At 70.3% G+C, this 19861-nt stretch carries 19 protein-coding genes; 12 read left to right on the top strand and 7 right to left on the bottom strand.

The features are described 5' to 3' along the window. Positions 1-191 precede the first annotated feature (191 nt). The 3 genes from ATL41_RS00735 to ATL41_RS00725 all read left to right on the top strand — a co-directional run bounded on the left by ATL41_RS00735 (position 192) and on the right by ATL41_RS00725 (position 4512). Positions 192-2006 (top strand): AMP-dependent synthetase/ligase, encoded by a 1815-nt coding sequence (locus tag ATL41_RS00735; RefSeq protein WP_098456765.1) that lies wholly within the window; start codon positions 192-194, stop codon positions 2004-2006. Between the two features lie 206 nt (positions 2007-2212). After that, positions 2213-4234, top strand: a complete 2022-nt coding sequence (locus ATL41_RS00730) for a DEDD exonuclease domain-containing protein (protein ID WP_098458838.1) — start codon at positions 2213-2215, stop codon at positions 4232-4234. Continuing rightward, on the top strand, positions 4231-4512 hold the full coding sequence (locus tag ATL41_RS00725; protein ID WP_098456764.1) for an Lrp/AsnC family transcriptional regulator: 282 nt from the start codon (positions 4231-4233) through the stop codon (positions 4510-4512). The genes ATL41_RS00730 and ATL41_RS00725 overlap by 4 nt, the downstream gene beginning before the upstream one ends. 71 nt (positions 4513-4583) lie before the next feature. On the opposite strand, the gene trpD is transcribed toward ATL41_RS00725, so the two are convergent. Together trpD and ATL41_RS00715 are read right to left on the bottom strand one after the other, a co-directional pair. Then, complete coding sequence (gene trpD, locus ATL41_RS00720) at positions 4584-5624, bottom strand: anthranilate phosphoribosyltransferase (RefSeq protein ID WP_098458837.1); 1041 nt, start codon at positions 5622-5624, stop codon at positions 4584-4586. A 21-nt stretch (positions 5625-5645) separates the two neighbouring features. Beyond that, positions 5646-6074, bottom strand: a complete 429-nt coding sequence (locus ATL41_RS00715; RefSeq protein WP_098458836.1) for a response regulator transcription factor — start codon at positions 6072-6074, stop codon at positions 5646-5648. Positions 6075-6367: 293 nt separating this feature from the next. On the opposite strand from ATL41_RS00715, the gene ctaE reads away from it, so the two are divergent. The 6 genes from ctaE to ATL41_RS00685 all read left to right on the top strand — a co-directional run bounded on the left by ctaE (position 6368) and on the right by ATL41_RS00685 (position 11681). Further along, a complete protein-coding gene (gene ctaE, locus ATL41_RS00710) occupies positions 6368-7027 on the top strand; it encodes an aa3-type cytochrome oxidase subunit III (RefSeq protein WP_098456763.1) in 660 nt (219 codons plus the stop codon). A gap of 45 nt (positions 7028-7072) precedes the next feature. After that, complete coding sequence (qcrC, locus tag ATL41_RS00705) at positions 7073-7855, top strand: cytochrome bc1 complex diheme cytochrome c subunit (RefSeq protein WP_098456762.1); 783 nt, start codon at positions 7073-7075, stop codon at positions 7853-7855. Next, positions 7852-8877 (top strand): cytochrome bc1 complex Rieske iron-sulfur subunit, encoded by a 1026-nt coding sequence (qcrA, locus tag ATL41_RS00700; RefSeq protein ID WP_098456761.1) that lies wholly within the window; start codon positions 7852-7854, stop codon positions 8875-8877. Before qcrC ends, qcrA begins: the two co-directional genes overlap by 4 nt. Beyond that, a complete protein-coding gene (gene qcrB / locus ATL41_RS13250) occupies positions 8874-10556 on the top strand; it encodes a cytochrome bc1 complex cytochrome b subunit (RefSeq protein ID WP_098456760.1) in 1683 nt (560 codons plus the stop codon). The genes qcrA and qcrB overlap by 4 nt, the downstream gene beginning before the upstream one ends. Before the next feature lie 155 nt (positions 10557-10711). After that, a complete protein-coding gene (locus ATL41_RS00690) occupies positions 10712-11335 on the top strand; it encodes a superoxide dismutase (protein ID WP_098456759.1) in 624 nt (207 codons plus the stop codon). 145 nt (positions 11336-11480) lie between these two features. Next, entirely contained in the window at positions 11481-11681 is a 201-nt protein-coding gene (locus ATL41_RS00685) for a hypothetical protein (RefSeq protein WP_098456758.1), read from the top strand. A gap of 304 nt (positions 11682-11985) precedes the next feature. On the opposite strand, the gene ATL41_RS00680 is transcribed toward ATL41_RS00685, so the two are convergent. Genes ATL41_RS00680 through ctaC form a run of 3 tightly spaced genes read right to left on the bottom strand, consistent with a single transcriptional unit; the run spans position 11986 to position 15109 of the window. Continuing rightward, positions 11986-12384 (bottom strand): cytochrome c oxidase subunit 4, encoded by a 399-nt coding sequence (locus ATL41_RS00680; protein ID WP_098456757.1) that lies wholly within the window; start codon positions 12382-12384, stop codon positions 11986-11988. Further along, the gene (gene ctaD, locus ATL41_RS00675; RefSeq protein ID WP_098456756.1) at positions 12381-14189 is read right to left on the bottom strand and encodes an aa3-type cytochrome oxidase subunit I; all 1809 of its coding nucleotides are present in this window, start codon (positions 14187-14189) and stop codon (positions 12381-12383) included. The genes ATL41_RS00680 and ctaD overlap by 4 nt, the downstream gene beginning before the upstream one ends. After that, entirely contained in the window at positions 14189-15109 is a 921-nt protein-coding gene (gene ctaC / locus ATL41_RS00670) for an aa3-type cytochrome oxidase subunit II (protein WP_098456755.1), read from the bottom strand. The genes ctaD and ctaC overlap by 1 nt, the downstream gene beginning before the upstream one ends. 189 nt (positions 15110-15298) lie before the next feature. On the opposite strand from ctaC, the gene ATL41_RS00665 reads away from it, so the two are divergent. Together ATL41_RS00665 and ATL41_RS00660 are read left to right on the top strand one after the other, a co-directional pair. Beyond that, entirely contained in the window at positions 15299-16480 is a 1182-nt protein-coding gene (locus ATL41_RS00665) for a cysteine desulfurase family protein (protein ID WP_245854521.1), read from the top strand. Further along, positions 16477-16704 (top strand): sulfurtransferase TusA family protein, encoded by a 228-nt coding sequence (locus ATL41_RS00660; protein ID WP_098456754.1) that lies wholly within the window; start codon positions 16477-16479, stop codon positions 16702-16704. The genes ATL41_RS00665 and ATL41_RS00660 overlap by 4 nt, the downstream gene beginning before the upstream one ends. A gap of 139 nt (positions 16705-16843) precedes the next feature. Here ATL41_RS00660 and erpA read toward each other — a convergent pair whose 3' ends face one another. Further along, the gene (erpA, locus tag ATL41_RS00655; RefSeq protein WP_098456753.1) at positions 16844-17194 is read right to left on the bottom strand and encodes an iron-sulfur cluster insertion protein ErpA; all 351 of its coding nucleotides are present in this window, start codon (positions 17192-17194) and stop codon (positions 16844-16846) included. A 141-nt stretch (positions 17195-17335) separates the two neighbouring features. Beyond that, complete coding sequence (locus tag ATL41_RS00650) at positions 17336-18529, bottom strand: glycerate kinase (RefSeq protein WP_098456752.1); 1194 nt, start codon at positions 18527-18529, stop codon at positions 17336-17338. A gap of 68 nt (positions 18530-18597) precedes the next feature. On the opposite strand from ATL41_RS00650, the gene nadA reads away from it, so the two are divergent. Further along, positions 18598-19809 (top strand): quinolinate synthase NadA, encoded by a 1212-nt coding sequence (nadA, locus tag ATL41_RS00645; RefSeq protein ID WP_098456751.1) that lies wholly within the window; start codon positions 18598-18600, stop codon positions 19807-19809. The last annotated feature ends 52 nt before the right edge of the window (positions 19810-19861 follow it).

Raw genomic sequence — 19861 nt, 5'->3', positions numbered from 1 at the left:
CTCGAGAGACGTACCCGTCCGGCCCTTGCGCGACGCGTCTGGCCAGGCCAGCACGGCGCGTCGGGACCGTGGGGAGTAGGACCTAGGTCTCAACTCTGCGACGATCAGAACTGATAGTGGCGCGATGCCCCCACAAAGCACCTGATACCACTAGTCTCACCTACACACGCCCACCTGCCACTGGAGTCAGCATGAGCGAATCACGTACGCCGATCCTCGTCGAGGCGGATCGGTCGACCAACGTCAACAGCCTCCTCGCGACGCGCGTCGCCGAGCGCGGCCAGCAGGCGATCATCGAGGTCAAGCAGGGCGACGGCGCCCCGTGGCGCTCGATCACCGCCGCTGAGTTCGACGCGCGCGTCGTCGCCGTGGCGAAGGGCCTCGTCGCCGCGGGCATCGAGCCGGGGCAGTCCGTCGGCATCATGTCGCGCACCCGGTACGAGTGGACGCTCCTCGACTGGGCGATCTGGGCCGCAGGCGCCGTGACCGTACCCATGTACGAGACCTCGTCGCCCAAGCAGGTCCAGTGGATCCTCTCGGACGCCGACGTCCGGCTCGCGGTCGTCGAGACGACGGCGCACGCCGAGGCCGTCCGCTCGGTCGCGAAGAAGACCCCGTCGCTGGGCCGCACCCTCGTGATCGACGACGGCGCGATCGACACGCTCGTCCGCGAGGGCGCGGACGTTCCCGACGAGGAGATCGCACGACGTCGCTCGCTCGCGAACCTCGACGATCTCGCGACGATCATCTACACGTCCGGCACGACCGGCCGCCCCAAGGGCGCCGAGCTGACGCACGGCAACTTCGTCGAGCTGTCCCTCAACGCCGTCGCGCGCCTGCGCGAGATCGTCGGCGTCCCCGGGTCCCGGACGCTCCTGTTCATGCCGCTCGCGCACGTCTTCGCGCGGTTCATCGGGGTGCTCACCGTCCCGGCGAACTCCGTGCTGGGCCACACGCCCGACACCGCGACCCTCCTCCCCGACCTCGCCGCGTTCAAGCCGACGTACATCCTCTCCGTCCCCCGCGTGTTCGAGAAGGTCTACAACAGCTCCGAGCAGAAGGCGATCGCCGGCGGCAAGGCCAAGATCTTCCACTGGGCCGCCTCGACCGCGATCGCCTACTCGCGTGCCCTCGACGATCCGAAGGGCCCCGGCATCGGTCTGAAGATCCAGCACGGCCTCGCCGACGCTCTCGTCCTCAAGAAGATCCGCGCCGCGCTCGGCGGGCGGGCCGAGTGGGCCATCTCCGGCGGCGCCGCCCTCGGCGAGCGTCTCGGCCACTTCTACCGCGGCGTCGGCCTCAAGGTCCTCGAGGGGTACGGCCTCACGGAGACGACGGCACCCGCGTGCGTCAACGTGCCCGACAAGCCGAAGATCGGGACGGTCGGCCCGCCGCTCCCCGGGGCGGCCTTCCGGATCGACTCCGACGGCGAGGTGCTCATCCAGGGGCCGCAGGTGTTCCGCGGGTACCACAACAACCCGGAGGCGACCGCCGAGGCGTTCGTCGACGGTTGGTTCCGCTCGGGAGACCTCGGCTCGCTCGACGAGGACGGCTACCTGCGCATCACCGGCCGCAAGAAGGAGCTCATCGTCACCGCCGGCGGCAAGAACGTCGCACCCGCAGTGCTCGAGGACCGCGTGCGTGCGCACGTCCTCGTGAGCCAGTGCGTCGTCGTCGGCGACGCCCGTCCGTTCATCGGCGCGCTCCTGACGATCGACACCGAGGCGCTCCCGGGCTGGCTCTCCGCTCAGGGCAAGCCCGCGATGTCGCTCCAGGAGGCGCTCGCAGACGCGGACGTGCAGAAGTCGCTCGACAAGGCGATCGCCCGCGCCAACAAGGCGGTGTCGCGCGCCGAGTCGATCCGCAAGTACCGCGTGCTCGAGAACGACTTCACGATCGACAACGGCTACCTGACGCCGTCGCTCAAGGTGAAGCGCAACGTCGTCCTCGAGGACTTCGCGCACGAGGTCGAGGCGCTGTACAGCGAGGTCCAGACGAACGCCTGACGCTCCGACGACGGCCGCCTGCTCGCTCAGCGAGCGGGCGGCCGTCGTCCTGTCCTGGCCCAGCCCTCGGCCCGGCATCCGTGCACCTGGGCCCGGAACCGCCAGCGCGTCCGGCCCTCAGCACAGGCTTGTCAGAGGGGCTCGATAGCGTCACCGTCGTGCGACAGGACCTGGGCGCCCGGCCCCTCAACCACCCGGGGACGCAGCTGCGTCGCCCGGAAGCGACTCCGGGCGGCACGCCCGTGCAGCTCGGCCTCGACGAGCTCGGCACGCCCCTGCACGAGGTCACCTTCGTCGTGCTCGACCTCGAGACGACGGGAGGCAAGCCCGGCGCCGAGGAGATCACGGAGATCGGTGCGGTCAAGGTCCGCGGCGGCGAGGTCGTCGGAGAGTTCCAGACGCTCGTCAACCCGGGCGTGCCCGTGCCTCCGCGCATCGCGGTCCTCACCGGGATCACGACGGCGATGGTCGTCGACGCGCCGCGTATCCGCGAGGTGCTGCCGAGCTTCTGGGAGTTCATCCACGGGGCCGTGCTCGTCGCGCACAACGCCAGCTTCGACATCGGGCACCTCAAGGCGGCCGCCTCCGCGATGGACCTCGCCTGGCCCGGCAACCGGGTCGTCGACACGGTCGCCCTCGCGCGTCGCGTCGTCACGCGCGACGAGGCGCCCAACCACAAGCTCTCGACGCTCGCCGCGCTGTTCCGCGCGACGACGACACCCGAGCACCGCGCTCTCGCCGACGCCCGCGCGACCGTCGACGTGCTGCACGCGCTGCTCGGCCGTCTCGCCCCCTGGGGAATCACGCACCTCGAGGACCTGACGACCGCGACGGACCCTGTCCCGCCCGAGGTACGCCGCAAGAAGGGCCTCGCCGCAGGCCTCCCGTCGGGGCCGGGCGTCTACCTGTTCCACGGCCCGGGCGACGAGGTGCTCTACGTCGGCACGTCGGTCGACGTGCGCAAGCGTGTCCAGAGCTACTTCACCGCGTCCGAGAAGCGCCGACGGATGACCGAGATGCTCCGCATCGCCGAACGTGTCAGCGCGGTGCCGTGCGCCACGCGCCTCGAAGCACGCGTCCGCGAGCTCCGACTGATCACCCAGCACTCCCCCAGGTACAACCGACGCTCGAGGTTCCCCGAGCGCATGCCCTGGGTCCGGCTCACCGACGAGGACCACCCGCGCCTGAGCGTCGTCAACCGGACCGTGCCCGAGTCCGTGGCGCCGGCCGTGGGGCGCGTCGAGGGGCAGAGCGAGAGCGCGGACGTCTCCCGCACGGAGCCTGCCGACCGGTCGGGCGTGGGGGCGAGCCAGCGTGGGGCGCTGGGCGAGCCGTCGGGCCGGCCCGGAGCGGTGCACATCGGCCCGTTCCTCTCCCGCCGCACCGCGCAGCTCGCCGTCGAGGCCGTGCAGGGGGCGATCGACCTGCGCCAGTGCACCCGGCGGCTGCCTCGCGTCGCCCCCGCGGGCACGAGCGCGTGCCAGCTGCTCGACCTCGGCCGCTGCAGCGGCCCGTGCGTGGCACCGCAGGGCGCCGAGGGCGACCCGGCGCGCGAGCAGCACGACGCCGCCGCCAGAGCGGTCCTGAACGCCTTCACCACGTCGCCGGGGGCCGTCGTCGAGCCGATGCTCGCGCGTATCGCGCGCCTCGCCCAGGAGGAGCGTTACGAGCAGGCCGCGACCGAGCGCGACCGGCTCGCGGCGTTCCTCGAGGGCACCGCCCGCCGCGAGAGGTTCCAGCAGCTCGCGCTGTGCTCCGAGCTCGTCGCCGCGCGCCGCGTGCCGAGCGGCCCGGGAACGGGCGGCTGGGAGATCGTCGTCGTCCGGTACGGGCGGCTCGCGGGTACCGCCGTCGCGCCAGCCGGGACCGATCCGTACCTGACGATCGACGCCGCGACCGCCACGGCAGAGCACGTGGACCCACCTGTCGCCCCCGCGACAGCGGCCCACCCCGAGGAGACGCTCATCCTCCTCGACTGGCTCGCCGACCCTCACGTGCGCCTCGTGCGGACCACCCGTCCGGCTACGTGTGCGGTACGCGGCGCCCAGTCTTACGCGACGGTCAGCGACCAGGCTCGCCGAGGTCGCGCTACGACGGCGACGATCGGGGACGACGACCGGACGCGCCACGACGTCGCACCCGTCCCCGTAGGCGCTCGGCCTGGCAGGATGGTCCTCGAGACTGCCGGCACGGCCCCGGCCGCGCGCCACGAGAGGACACCCCGATGATCACCGCGTTCGTCATGATCGACGCCATCCCCGCACAGATCCCCGAGGTCGCTGCGGCCGTCACGGCGATCGACGGCGTGAGCGAGGTCTACTCCGTCACCGGCGACAACGACCTCGTCGCGATCGTCCGTGTGCACAGCCACGAGGAGCTCGCCGAGGTCATCGCCGACGGCGTCAACAAGGTCCCCGGCATCACACGGACGCTGACCAACCTCGCGTTCCGCACGTACTCCGCCGACGACCTCGACCACGCGTTCGACCTCGGCCTCGGAGACTGAGCTTTCGAGGCCGGTCGCGCGACCGCGACCTCGGGGTCGCCTCGCGTCAGCATGCTGACGCGAGGCGCCGATCAGCGCGAGCTCGCGGCCGCCCAGCGCTCGAGGACCTCGTTCGCCGCGCCCGAGTCGAGCGCCTTCTCCGCGTGCCCGTAGGCCGCCGCGAGCCTCGTCGTGAGCGAACCCTCGCTCGTGCCGGGCAGGCTCCCGTCAGCGACGACCGCAGCCGCGGCGTTCAGCAGCACCGTCTCCCGCACAGGGCCGGCCTCACCAGCGAGGACCGCCCGCGCGACACCCGCGTTGTGCACGGCGTCGCCGCCGCGCAGGTCCTCCACCGTGATCCGCGCGAGACCCAGGTCGCCCGCCGGGTCGAGCTCCCCCTCGACGGCCACGCCGTCGCGCACCTCCCAGACCCGCGCCGTGCCTGTCGCCGCGAGCTCGTCGAGCCCGTCGTCGCCCCGGAACACGAGCGCCGACGTGCCTCGCGCCGCGAACACACCCGCCATGAGCGGAGCCATCCGCAGGTCGGCACACCCGACCGCCGTCGCCCGCGGGCGCGCCGGGTTCGTCAGCGGGCCCAGGAAGTTGAACGCCGTCCCGATCCCCATCTCGCGCCGCGCGATCGCGGCGTGACGCATCGCCGGGTGGAACGTCGGCGCGAAGCAGAACGTGATGCCCACCTGGGCGAAGATCTCCGCGACCTGCTCGGGAGCGTGGTCGAGCCGGACGCCGAGCGCCTCGAGGACGTCTGCGGAGCCCGACGCCGAGCTCGAGGCACGGTTGCCGTGCTTGATGACCTTCAGGCCCGTGCCCGCGATCACGATCGACGCCATCGTCGAGATGTTCACGGTGAAAGCGCGGTCGCCGCCCGTGCCGACGATGTCGACGGCGCGGGACGCGTCGACGTCGAGCGGGACGGCGTGGCCCACCATCGACTCCGCGAGGCCCACGAGCTCCGGCGTGCTCTCGCCCTTCGTGCGCAGCGCGACCAGGAGGCTCGCGAGCTGGACCGGCGACACATCGCCATCCATCACCCGGTCCATGGCCCAGGTGGCCTGCTCGCGGCTCAGGTCCTCGCCCGAGACCACGATGCTGAGGAGGTCGGGCCAGGTCATGTCCACGAGCGAGTCCTTACGTCAGGCTGCGGTCGCGCCAAGATGCTCGGCGACGACGCGCTGCACGGTGATCGGGTCGAGAGGCCGCGACACGGTGCCGTCGGCGAGGGACCACGACGCCAGCCAGCTGTCGTGGGGCCGACCGAGCAGCACCACGACGGGCGGGCACCCGTAGACCTCGTTCTTCAGCTGACGGCACAGACCCATGCCGCCGACCTTGTCGGCCTCGCCGTCGAGGATAACCAGGTCGAACCCACCGAGGTCCTTGCGTTCCAGCAGCGCGTCGGCGGTCGCCACCTCGGTCCACTCGATCTCCGGGGCGCCCGAGCGCAGACGCGGCCCGACGGCGAGACGCACCTGCTCGCGGATCGTGAGGTCGTCGCTGTGGAGGAGGATGCGCGGGGAGCGGTCGGTCGGGACGCTCGTGGACGTCTGGGCCTGGGTCGACATCGTCATCGCCTTTGCAGATCGGTCGGGCACCGCGCCACCCGGACGGGCTCGCGGATCGGTCGGAGGAGGGCTCTCCTGTCAGCATCTTGACACGTCAGGAAGCCCTTTCAGGCCCCGTGACACCCCGGTGACGACAGGCTGACACTATTCGTTGCATCGTCACCAAAATCGCTGGAATCTCGCGGATTCCGCATGGTTTCGCGGGTTGCTAGACGCCTCCGCACCCATTGTGAGCCACGTCCAACCCGATCTCCTAGGTCCAATGGCCCCAACCTCCCTCGTTGTCGGCAATAATGGCTGCCGTGACGACTGCAACCGCTGCCTCCAGCACCCCGACGCCCACGGCTCACGCCGCGGTGAACCGACCCAACCCGGTCTCGGTGGGGACGATCGTGTGGCTCGCGAGCGAGCTCATGTTCTTCGCCGGCCTGTTCGCGATGTACTTCACGCACCGCTCGGTCATGCCCGCCCAGGAGTGGGCGGAGAACTCGGCCAACCTCTCGATCCCCTTCGCCCTCGCGAACACGACGATCCTGGTGCTGTCCTCGGTCACCTGCCAGTTCGGCGTCATCGCCGCTGAGCGGTTCCAGCCTGAGCGCACCGGCCGCCTGTTCCAGATCGGCCGCTGGGGCATGAACGAGTGGTTCGTCCTGACCTTCATCCTTGGCTCGATCTTCGTCGCCGGCCAGGTCTACGAGTACGCCGAGCTCGTCCAGCACGGCGTGACGATCTCCTCGACCGCCTACGGCTCGGTCTTCTACATGGCTACCGGCTTCCACGGCCTCCACGTCGTCGGTGGGCTCATCGCCTTCCTCTTCGTGCTCGGCCGCTCCTTCTCCGCGAAGAAGTTCGGGCACCACGAGGCCACGACGGCCATCGTCACCTCGTACTACTGGCACTTCGTCGACGTCGTCTGGATCGGCCTCTTCCTGGTCATCTACGGGCTTCGCTGACGCCTGCACCCTTTTGCACACCCACTGCGAGACGAGGATCATTCCGTGAAGGCACTCGCCGCCCGCCGCCACCACCGGTTCGCGCCGGTCGTGCTGCTGCTGCTGGCGCTGCTGGCCACCGGTGGCATCTACGCCGCCGTCGCACCGAGCACCGCTCAGGCAGACAACTCTGCGAGCGTGGCTGACGTCGAGAAGGGCAAGCAGCTCTTCCAGGCCAACTGCGCCACCTGCCACGGCCCCAGCGCCGGAGGCACCGAGGACGGCCCGTCGCTCGTCGGCGTCGGCGCGGCGTCGGTCAACTTCCAGGTCAGCACCGGCCGCATGCCGATGCAGATGAGCGGCCCGCAGGCCCCCATCAAGCCTGGACAGTTCACGGACGAGCAGGTCGACCAGCTCGCGGCGTACGTCGCGACGCTCGGCGCCGGCCCGTCGGTCCCGACCGCAGAGATGGTGGACCCGGCGCTCGGCAACTCCGCCAACGGCGCGGCCCTGTTCCGTACCAACTGCGCGATGTGCCACAACGCCGTCGGCGCCGGTGGCGCCCTCTCGGAGGGCAAGTTCGCCCCCGCCCTGTGGGACACGACGCCCACCAACCTCTACCAGGCGATGCTCACGGGCCCGCAGTCGATGCCCGTCTTCAACGACGCGAACCTCTCCCCCGAGGAGAAGCGCGACGTCATCTCGTACCTGGTCGAGCAGCGTGAGGGTTCGGCCGGCGGCCTGACCCTCGGCTCGCTCGGACCTGTGTCCGAGGGGCTCTGGGTGTTCGTCATCGGCATGGGTCTCCTGATCGGAGCCGCAGTCTGGATCGGAGCGAAGTCCTCGTGAGCACGCACGACAACTCCCGCGACCTCACGGCGCACAGCGCCACGAGCGTCCCCGAGGCCTTCGAGGACCCGGGCCTCCCGGAGCACCGGTACCGCCAGGCGGACCTGGACCCGAAGGCCGGCAAGCGCGCCGAGCGCCAGGTCGTCGTCCTCTTCGTCCTGTCGGTGCTCGGCACGATCGGCAGCCTCGTCGCGTACTTCGCGATCACGCCGGGCGACACGACCGCGTCGGTCCGCAACGCGAACCTCGCTCTCGGCCTGTGCCTCGCGCTCTCGCTCCTCGGCATCGGCCTCGCGGCCGTGCACTGGGCCAAGACCCTCATGTCCGACCACGAGGTCGCGGAGAAGCGCAAGCCCATCGCGAGCGACAGCGACACCCGTCGTGACGCGATCCAGGCGCTGGCCGACGGCGCCAAGGACTCGGGAATCGGCCGCCGCGGTGTGCTCAAGGGCGCCGTCCTCTCGGCTGTGGCCCTCTTCCCGCTGACGATCGCCGTGCCGCTCATCGGCTCGGTCGGCGGCGACTGGAAGATCTCCAAGTTCAAGCACACGGTCTGGCGCAAGGGCACCCGCCTCGCCAAGGACCCGTCCGGCGAGCCGATCAAGGCGTCCGACGTGACGATCGGCTCCGTCTTCCACGTCATCCCGGACAAGCTGCGCGAGCACGAGCACTGGATGGAGGAGAAGGCCAAGGCCGTCGTCCTTCTGGTCCGTCTCGACGAGCGCGACATCAAGCACGTGCCGGGACGTGAGAGCTGGGCGTACAACGGCATCGTCGCCTACTCGAAGATCTGCACCCACGTGGGCTGCCCGGTGGCGCTCTACGAGCAGCAGACGCACCACCTGCTCTGCCCCTGCCACCAGTCGACGTTCGACGTCGCCGACGGCGCCAAGGTCGTGTTCGGCCCCGCGAACCGTCCGCTGCCGCAGCTGCCGATCACCGTGGACGACGAGGGCTACCTGATCGCCCAGGACGACTTCGCCGAGCCCATCGGCCCGAGCTACTGGGAGCGCCTGCGATGACCACCACTGCACCTGAGACCAAGCTCGGAGGCGCTGTCGACTACCTCGACCAGCGCACCGGCGTCGGCAAGGCCGTCAAGGAGTTCGCCCGCAAGGTCTTCCCCGACCACTGGTCGTTCCTCCTCGGCGAGATCGCGCTGTACTCGTTCGTCGTGCTCCTCATCAGTGGCGGCTTCCTCACGATGTTCTTCGTGCCGTCCATGGGGCTCATCACGTACCCCGAGGACTCGCTGCCCGTCGCCATGCAGGGCGTCGAGATGTCCGAGGCGTTCGCGTCGACGCTGCACCTCTCGTTCGAGGTGCGCGGCGGCCTGCTCATGCGCCAGATCCACCACTGGGCCGCGCTGCTCTTCATGGCGTCGATCGTCACGCACATGATGCGCGTCTTCTTCACCGGCGCGTTCCGGAAGCCCCGCGAGCTCAACTGGGTCGTCGGCTTCACGCTCATGATCCTCGGTCTGCTCGCCGGCTTCTCCGGCTACTCGCTCCCCGACGACGTGCTCTCCGGCAACGGTCTGCGCATCGCCGACGGTGTCGCCAAGTCGATCCCGATCATCGGCGCCTACGCGTCGTACATCCTCTTCGGAGGCGAGTTCCCGGGCGAGCACATCATCCCGCGCCTCTTCACCGTGCACATCCTGCTGATCCCGGCGCTGATCCTGGCGTTCGTGGGCCTGCACCTGCTCATGGTGGTCGTGCACAAGCACACGCAGTACCCGGGTGGCGGTCGCAGCGACAAGAACGTCGTCGGCTTCCCGCTCTTCCCCGTGTACGTCGCCAAGGCCGGTGGCTTCTTCTTCGTCGTGTTCGGCGTGCTCGCCCTCATGGGTTCGACGCTCGCGATCAACAACGTCTGGAACTACGGCCCGTACGACCCGTCGCCGGTGTCCGCGGGCGCACAGCCTGACTGGTACATGCTCTTCCTCGAGGGAGCGCTGCGCCTCATGCCGGGCTGGGAGTGGGTGATCGGTGGGTTCACGATCCCGATCAACATCCTCGTCCCCGGCGTGGTGATCCCGGGCATCCTGTTCACGGCCCTCGCGCTGTACCCGTTCATCGAGGCGCGCGTGTCGGGCGACTCGGGCGAGCACCACGTGCTCGACCGCCCGCGCAACGTCCCGGTCCGCACGGGCCTCGGCGTCGCACTGCTGACCGCCTTCGTGATCCTCGTGCTCGCCGGGTCGAACGACCTCATCGCGACGCACTTCCACATGTCGATCAACGCGATCACGTGGACCTTCCGGGTCCTCTTCTTCGCCGGTCCCGTGTTCGGCTTCTGGATCACCAAGCGCATCTGCCTGAGCCTGCAGCGCAAGGACCGCGAGCTCGTGCTCCACGGCCACGAGTCGGGCCGCATCGTCCGGTTCGACAACGGCGAGTATGTCGAGGTGCACACGCCGCTGACCGACCAGGAGCGCTGGCTGCGCGTCGGCCACCACGTCTACCGTCCGCTCGAGATCGAGCCGGCCGAGGACTCCCGTGGCGTGCGCCGCAAGGGCTACGCCTCGGACAAGCGCTGGCAGCGTCTGTCGCGGTTCTTCTACGAAGACCGCGTGGAGCCCGTCACCCCGGCCGAGCTGGCCGCGGCACACTCGCACGGCGAGCACGACGCGCTCCCGGGAGCCGACGAGCGTCCGCTGATCGAGAACGCTCCTGAGACGGACGTGCGGAATCACTGATCACGCGGTTGTGTTGACCATATGACCCCGGGCCCTGCCCTCCGGTTCGCCGGCAGGCAGGGCCCGATGTCTACCCTCGTGCGGCCTCGGCCGACGAACAGCCATCCACGGCTCCGGCGCAACGGCCCGGGGCCCAGCACCACGGAGGAGACGACATGGCGGAGTACACCCTTCCTGACCTCGGCTACGACTACGGAGCGCTCGACCCGCACATCTCGGGTCGCATCATGGAGCTGCACCACTCGAAGCACCACGCGGCGTACGTCGCTGGCGCCAACACGGCCCTCGAGCAGCTCGCCGAGGCACGTGCGAACGAGTCCTTCGGCACCGTGAACCTGCTCGAGAAGAACCTCGCGTTCAACCTCGGCGGCCACGTCAACCACTCGATCTTCTGGCAGAACCTCTCCCCCGAGGGCGGTGGCGAGCCCGACGGCGAGCTCGGCGCAGCGATCACCGAGTTCTTCGGTTCGTTCGACGCGTTCAAGAAGCACTTCGCTGCGAACGCGGTCGGCATCCAGGGTTCCGGCTGGTCCATCCTCGCGTGGGACACCCTCGGCAAGAAGCTGATCATCGTCCAGCTCTACGACCAGCAGGGCAACCTGCCGATCGGTATCGTGCCCCTGCTCCTCCTCGACATGTGGGAGCACGCGTTCTACCTCGACTACGTCAACGTCAAGGCTGACTACGTCAAGGCGTTCTGGAACATCGTCAGCTGGTCCGACGTCGCTGCCCGCTTCGCGCGTGCACGTACGCAGGGCGAGGGGCTCATCGTCCCCTGACGACCCGAAGCACCGTGAGGGGACGCCGCTGTGCGGCGTCCCCTCACGTGCATCCGAGGAAGGCCGGGCGCTCCCCCGCGTCGCCTCCCTCAGCAACGCAGCAGCACCATGCCCGGGCCACGCCCGGCCAGCACCAGGAGAGACCATGCACGACGCCGACAAGGTGACCCGCGGCCGCGCGATCACCGACAAGCTCGCCAAGATCCTTGGCCCCGCCCAGGTGGGCAACTACGTCGAGCCGCGCCGCCCCGTGACGGAAGCACAGCAGGCGAGCTCGGAGCAGATCAGGACGGGCTACCGACGCGTCGTCGCGCCGGACGGCACGGTGCGCCTCGAGCGCGCCTGAGACCGCTCCCCCGTTCTCCGCCGATGCTTCGGCAGGCTGCACAAGGTCGCTGAAGGCCGCTTGAGGCGCCGTGGCGGCCTTGCGCTTCCTGGGGTGCTCGCTGCGGGTGGGGCGAAGCCGCGAAGACTCTGGCAGCTGGCAACCGGTCGAGTCGCCGCAGACGTACCGGGCCTGGCAGGCTCTGGACCTTCGCGCCGGGCCGCGGAAGCCCGAGCGCGATCCGTAACAAGCACGGCACGACACGAGGGCCGGGACAACCATCAGGTTGTCCCGGCCCTCGTGTCTGAGCCTTGAGCGGGCTGCGTCAGTGCGCGTGCTGTCCGCGGGAGAACTCGAACACCCAGCCGACGAGAGCGATCACGCTGACCGCCGCGCCGATGTAGAAGATCCACCAGCCGACCGCGAGGCCGAGGAAGCAGATGCTCGCGGCAAAGGCGAGCACGAGAGGCCACCAGCTCCACGGGGCGAAGATGCCCTGGTCACCGGCGCCCTGCTCGATCTCACCGTGCGGGTCGTCCTCAGGGCGCGCGTCCATCTGGCGAGCCGTCACGCGCAGGTAGGCGCCGATCATCGCCGAGAGGCCGACGAGGAGCAGGAGGCACACCGAGCCGACCGGCTCGAAGTCGCTCATCAGCGCGTAGACCGCGGTGACGAGGAGGAAGAACGGCGAGAGCCAGAGGAAGAGGTTCGTCTCGATCTTCACTTGGAGTCTCCTTCAGGACGCTCGACATCGATGATCTTGATCGACGACTGCTCGGGCTCTTCCTCGCCGGATGCCATCTTGTTGGCCAGGTCGCCGTTCTCGCCGCGACGGTCCGCGTCGGCGTAGATCTGGTCGAGGACGTTGTCGCTGCCCTCCACGTGATCCATGGCCGCGACCTCCGGGTGGTGCAGGTCGAACGCGGGGCGCTCCGAGCGGATGCGCGGCAGCGACGTGAAGTTGTGGCGCGGCGGCGGGCAGGAGGTGGCCCACTCGAGCGAGGAACCGAAGCCCCACGGGTCGTCGATCTGGACCTTCGGAGCCTTGCGCCAGGTGATGTACACGTTCCAGAGGAACGGCAGCGTCGAGGCGGCCAGGAGGAAGGAGCCGACCGTCGAGACCTGGTTCATCCAGGTGAAGCCCTCCTCCGGCATGTAGTCCGGGTAGCGGCGGGGCATGCCCGCGACACCCAGCCAGTGCTGGACGAGGAAGGTCATGTGGAAGCCGACGAACAGCGTCCAGAAGTGCAGCTTGCCGAGCTTCTCGTTGAGCATGCGACCCGTGAACTTCGGCCACCAGAAGTAGAAGCCGGCGAACATCGCGAACACGACGGTGCCGAACACCACGTAGTGGAAGTGCGCGACCACGAAGTACGTGTCGGACAGGTGGAAGTCGAGGGCCGGGCTCGAGAGGATGACGCCCGTCAGGCCACCGAAGAGGAAGGTGACGAGGAAGCCCATCGACCAGAGCATGGGCGTCTCGAACGTGAGCTTCCCTCGCCACATCGTGCCGATCCAGTTGAAGAACTTCACACCGGTCGGGACGGCGATGAGCATCGTCATGAGCGAGAAGAACGGGAGGAGCACGGCGCCCGTGACGTACATGTGGTGGGCCCACACGGTGACGGACAGCGCGGCGATCGCGATGATCGCGTAGACCATGCCCTTGTAGCCGAAGAGCGGCTTGCGGCTGAAGACCGGGACGATCTCGGTGACGATGCCGAAGAACGGCAGCGCGATGATGTACACCTCGGGGTGGCCGAAGAACCAGAAGAGGTGCTGCCACAGGATCGCGCCACCGGTCTCCGGGTTGAAGATCTGCGCGCCGAGGCGGCGGTCGGCACCGAGGCCGAACAGCGCGGCCGCGAGGGGCGGGAACGCCATGAGGACGAGGATGCTCGTGACGAGCGTCGCCCACGAGAACACCGGCATGCGGAACATCGTCATGCCCGGGGCACGCATCGTGATGGCGGTCGTGATGAAGTTGACCGCACCGAGGATCGTGCCGAAACCGGTCATCGCGAGGCCGAACACCCACAGGTCTCCACCGAGCCCTGGGCTGAACGTCGCGTTCGAGAGCGGCGCGTACGCGAACCATCCGAACGAGGCCGCGCCCTGGCGGGTGAAGAAGCCCGCGACGGCGATGATGCCGCCGAAGAGGTAGAGCCAGTACGCGAACATGTTCAGTCGCGGGAACGCGACGTCAGGCGCACCGATCTGCAGCGGCATGATGAAGTTCGCGAAACCCGCGAAGAGCGGCGTCGCGAACAGCAGCAGCATGATCGTGCCGTGCATCGTGAAGAGCTGGTTGTACTGCTCCTTGCTCTGCACCACCGAGATGCCGGGCTCGAACAGCTCCGCGCGGATCACGAGGGCCATGAGGCCGCCGATGCAGAAGAAGATGAACGACGTGATCAGGTACATGTACCCGATGGTCTTGTGGTCGGTCGACGTGACCCACTTGACGACCGTCCGACCGAGGGTCTGACGGGTCGGCTGGAGCCCGGGGGTGATCGTCTGGGCTTCCATCAGTGCTGCTCCTCCGACTGGGTGAGGTTGGCAGCGTCCTGCTGCCGGTTCAGGTCGAGACCGAGGGCGCCCGTCTTGCCTGCGGCGCGCAGCTCGTCCATGTGCGCGTCGTAGTCGGCACGCGACACGACGGCGACGTTGAAGAGCATCCCGGAGTGGTGCTCACCGCAGAGCTCGGCGCACTTGCCGGCGTAGTAGCCGATGCGCTCGGGGATGAGCTGCATGTGGTTCGTACGACCGGGGATCATGTCCAGCTTGTCGAGGAACGCGGGCACCCAGAACGAGTGGATGACGTCGCGGGAGTCGAGGACCAGCTCGACCTGCTCGCCGACAGGGAGGTACAGCGTCGGCAGGGAGACGTCGGTGCCGGGCTGGCCGTCGAGGCTCGTGTCGCCACCGAGCGCCGAGACGTCCTTGGCGTGCTGGCCGTCGAGGTGGACGTCGTCGTCGAGGTAGTTGATGTCCCAGGACCACTGCTTGCCGATGACCTGGATCGTCACGTCCGGCTCGGCGTCGAGCGAACGGATCTCCGTCATGTCGCGCTGCGTGTAGAAGAAGAACACGCCGACCATGACGAGCGGGATGACCGTGTACATCATCTCGAGCGGCACGTGGTAGCGCGTCTGGATCGGCAGCGTGTGGTCGTTCTTCCGCTTCCGGTAGGCGATCGCGCACCAGAGCATGAGGCCCCACGTGATGAGACCGACCAGGAGGAGCGTGATCCACGAGCCGACCCACAGCGACGTGATGCGGTCGGTGTGGTTCGTCACGGGGCCGTCCGAGTACCCGGGCAGGAAGCCGCGCTGGGTCTCCTCGGAGCAGCCGGAGACGAGCAGGACGACCGTGGCGGCGAGCGCGGGAGCGCTCAGCCGCCGGAGGATGCCGCGCTGCTGACGACTGGGTGAAGTGTGCGAGTGCAAGGGAGGCCTTTCACGTCACGTCCCAGGTCCGCGCCGCCCGGCGGACGGCACAGCACTGGGACCTTGGTCCTCGACAGTCCGAGCCTAGCGCCTCGGACGGGACCTTCCTCCCAGGAAGATGCCCGAGGTCATGGCGGTTGCCCGGTATTTGTCACCAAGGGCGCTCCAGGGCCGGGTTAGCGTTGCGATGTGACCCAGCCGACCATCCCTGACGCTCCTTCCGGTGGCCGCCCTGCGGGGCGGTGCTACCTCGACGCCGGGGGCGCTGCGCCGCTCCACCCGCTCGCAGTCGAGGCGCTCCGCCAGGCGTCCGCGGAGGGTTGGTCGAGCCCCGAGCGGCTGCACTCCGAGGCGCGCACGGCGGCGACGCTCCTCGGCGCGGCCCGCGAGACGTTCGCGTCGCTCGTCGGCGCCCGCACGGAAGAGGTGCACCTGACGCCGTCGCACGTCGCGTCGCTGCACGCAGCGGTCGCTGCGGTCGCGCCCGCCCGTCGTCGGGTCGGGCGCGGCGTCGTCGCGTCGGCGGTCGAGCGTGCCGCGGTCCTCGCGGCCGCGAGCCACGTCGCGGGTGACGACGGCGTGACGCTCGTCCCCGTCGACCGGCTCGGGCGTGTCGACGCCGCCGCGATGGCCGACGCCGTCGCGCAGCCGGGCGTCGGCCTCGCGTGCCTGCAGCACGCGAACGGCGAGGTCGGCACGCTGCAGCCGCTCGCCGAGGTGCACGAAGCGGCACGTGCCGCACGCGTGCCGCTCCTGGTCGACGCCGGCGCGACGCTCGGGCACGCGGACGTGCCGTCGTCGTGGGACGTGCTCGCCGCTGACCCGGCCGACTGGGGAGCTCCCCGCGGCATCGGCTTGCTCGTCGTGCGGCGCGGTGTGCGCGTCGCGCAGGTCGGGCCGGAGGACGCCGACCCGTGGGCTCCGGGGGGCGTCAACGTCGCGAGCGCGTTCGCGGCCGCCGTGGCGCTCAAGGCGGTCGTGGCCGCACGGGAGGAGACGGCGGCCCGGCTCTCGGCTCTCGTCGACCGCCTGCGGACCGCGGTGCCGCGGCTCGTGCCCGACGTCGAGGTCGTCGGTGACCCCGATGCGCGGCTCCCCCACGTCCTGACGTTCTCGTGCCTCTACGTCGATGGCGAGGCGCTCCTCACCGAGCTCGACCGGCACGGCTTCGCGGTCGGTTCCGGGAGCGCGTGCACGTCCCTCACGCTCGAGCCGAGCCACGTCCTGCGCGCGATGGGCGTGCTGACGCACGGGAACGTGCGCCTCACGCTGCACCCAGGCGTCACGGGGGACGACGTCGACCGCTTCCTCGCCGTCCTGCCCGGGTGCGTGGCCCGCGTGCGCGAGCAGCTGGGGGTGCAGGGCCTGTGACCGCGGCGCCCGACGTCGACGCCCGTGGCCTGCGCTGCCCGTTGCCCGTGATCCGGCTCGCCGCGGCGGCCAAGGAGCTGCCGGCGGGGACGACGGTCGCGGTCCTCACGACCGACCCCGCGGCCTCGACCGACGTCCCCGCGTGGGCACGCATGCGCGGCCACGTCACCGTCGCGGACGAGGACCACGGGGACCACCGCCGCATCGTCGTCGAGCTGCGCTGAGCGGACCCCCTGCAGCAGCGCAGGCCACGAGCCCGCCAGGGGATCTGCGCGACGGTCCGAGCGGCCCGGAGGAGCCCCGCAGACGCGACGAGGCCGGACCCCTCAGGGTCCGGCCTCGACGTCGTGCGGGTTCAGCGGCTCAGCTGAAGGAGTCCCCGCAGGCGCAGGAGCTGCCCGCGTTGGGGTTGTCGATCGTGAAGCCCTGCTTCTCGATCGTGTCGGCGAAGTCGATCGTGGCGCCCTCGAGGTACGGGACGCTCATCTTGTCGACGACGACCTCGACACCGTCGAAGTCGCGGGTCGCGTCGCCGTCGAGCAGACGCTCGTCGAAGTAGAGCTGGTAGATCAGCCCCGAGCAGCCGCCAGGCTGCACGGCGACCCGAAGACGCAGGTCGTCGCGGCCCTCCTGCTCGAGAAGGCTGCGCACCTTCGAGGCGGCGACGTCGGTCAGCACGACGCCGTGCGTGGTGGTCTCAGTGGTCTCGCTCATCAGGTCTCCGGCATTCACTGGTGCAAGGGCGGGCACATGGTCAACACGGCTGCCCTTCCGGTTGTTCCCACCAGACTACGCGCGACCTGCGCGTGCCGGGTGGATCGGTGAGCAACGCCACCGGTATGCGGACAGGTCGGGTCAGAGCACCCACGTCCGGGCGACGCGACCGACGCGCTCGGCGACCTCGTCACCGTGCGTCCACCAGGCGACGTCCTCGCGCCCGGTCTCGTGGACGCCCGCGACGCCGATCGCGGACCACTCGCGCCGCCCTGCCTCGCTGCCACCGACGAGCGCGGCGACGGGGACGGCATGGTCGAGCGCAACCTGCGCGACGGTCGGCAGGACCCCGTCGTGCACCTCGGCCGCGTCGATCGCGGGCGCGACGACGACGACGAGGTCGCTCGCCGCGACCTTCTCGCGCAGGTGCGCGAGGTCGGCGACGACGTCGATCGCGCGCTGCACGCGCGCGCCGAGCGCAGCCAGCATGAATGCGACACCGCCCCCGGCGGCTGCCCCTGCCGTCGAGGCGAGGGAGCGCGCGAGGTGGTCGGGCGACGTCGTGGCGACGTCGACGGAGGCCCCGAGCAGCTCGCGACCGACGAGCGAACCGGAGCGGGCGCGCCCGACGGCGAGCGCGAGGTCGCCGAGGCTGCGCTCGAGCCGCTGGGTGGTCGCGGCGGAGACTCCGTGGCGGGACAGGCCGGCGGCGAGGCCGCCGAGGCCGAGGAGCGTCCGGTCGCCGCGCTGCGCGACGACGACGTCGCGACCGGCGAGGGCGCGGCGCACGGCGAGGAGGTCGGGCAGGTCGGACGCGTCGACCCCCGCGAGGGCTCCCGCTCCCCCGGTGAGGCGGGCGGAACCTCCAGGCACGCCGAGACGCTCGGCGAGGGTCGCGAGCATGCCGGCGCCGCCGTCGGCCCACGCGGTGTCGCCACCGAGGGCGTCGCCTGCGCCGAGGACGATCGTGCGGGCGCTCGTCTCGAGCGCGGCAACGAGCAGCTCGCCGACGGGCGCGGACGAACCGTGCTCGGCGACGGCGTCGGCGGACGCGTCCGACGCGCGGCTGCGAGCCGCGACCGTCTCCCCCGCCGCGACCGCGGCCGTCTCGAGGAACAGCGCGGCGTCGTCGGCGGTCGGCTCGGCGAGGTGGCTGCGCGCCGTCTCGGCGAACCCTGCGGAGCCGTCGCTCAGCAGGACCGGCTGCACGTCGGCGCTCGGCACCGCGTGGGACCAGGCCCGGGCGACCTGCTGCGCGACGGCGTTGGCGGCCTGGGCGCCCGTGGTCCCGGCCGACGCGGGCCAGGCGGTCGAGGGGATCACGAGAACCTGCATGCCCACATGGTGCCACCGCAGGACAGGGGGCCTGCTCGGACCCGACCGGTTGTGGGACAATTCGGAGCGTGAGCACGCCGACGATCCCCAGCGCCCCCGCGTTCAACGAGCCCGCCCCGAGCGGTGCCCTGCTCCTGCTCGGACAGGGTGTCGACCTCGACTCCGAGCGAGGCGTCGAGTGCACGGGCGCGCTCCCTGCCGCGAGCGACCCGAACCTCGTCGAGCGGGCGCGCGCCGCCCGCGCCGCCCTCGGCGACCGTGTCTTCGTCCTGGGGCACCACTACCAGCGTGACGAGGTCATCGACTTCGCCGACGTCACCGGTGACTCGTTCAAGCTCGCGCGCGAGGCTGCGGCGCGTCCCGACGCCGAGTACGTGGTGTTCTGCGGCGTGCACTTCATGGCCGAGAGCGCGGACATCCTCACGTCGGACGCGCAGCAGGTCGTCCTGCCCGACCTCGCCGCCGGTTGCTCGATGGCGGACATGGCGACGATCGACCAGGTCGAGGACGCGTGGGACGTCCTCGAGGAGATCGGCATCGCGGACCGCACGGTCCCCGTGACCTACATGAACTCGACCGCAGCCATCAAGGCGTTCACCGGTCGCCGCGCGGGCACGGTCTGCACGTCGTCGAACGCTCACGTCGCGCTCCGCTGGGCCTTCGACAAGGTCGGCGGCGTCGAGGGCGACGGCAAGGTCCTCTTCATGCCGGACCAGCACCTGGGCCGCAACACCGCGCTGCGCGACCTCGGCATGAAGCCCGAGGACTGCGTCGTCTACGACCCGCGCAAGCCGGGCGGCGGCCTCACCCCCGAGCAGCTCGTGGCGGCGCGCATGATCCTGTGGCGCGGGCACTGCTCGGTGCACGGGCGCTTCTCCCCGCAGAATGTGCACGACATCCGTGCCGCGGTCCCCGGGGTCAACGTCCTCGTGCACCCGGAGTGCAAGAACGAGGTCGTCGAGCTCGCGGACATGGTCGGCTCGACGGAGTACATCATCAAGGCGCTCGACGCCGCCGAGCCGGGCTCGTCGTGGGCGATCGGCACCGAGCTCAACCTCGTGCGCCGTCTCGCGGCCGCGCACCCGGACAAGAACGTGCACTACCTCGACTCGACGGTGTGCTTCTGCTCGACGATGAACCGCATCGACCTGCCGCACCTCGTGTGGGCGCTCGAGTCGCTCGTCGCGGGCAAGGTCGTCAACCAGATCGTGGTCGACAGCGACGACGCGTACTGGGCGCGCGTGGCACTCGACCAGATGCTCGCGCTCCCCGGCCACTGAGCCCGGCGCTCCTTCGCGGCGCTGTCGATACCCGGTACCGCCGGTTCGGGTT

Source organism: Flavimobilis soli (genome assembly GCF_002564025.1).
GTDB lineage: Bacteria > Actinomycetota > Actinomycetes > Actinomycetales > Cellulomonadaceae > Flavimobilis > Flavimobilis soli.
This window is presented reverse-complemented; position numbering and strand designations above follow the sequence as displayed.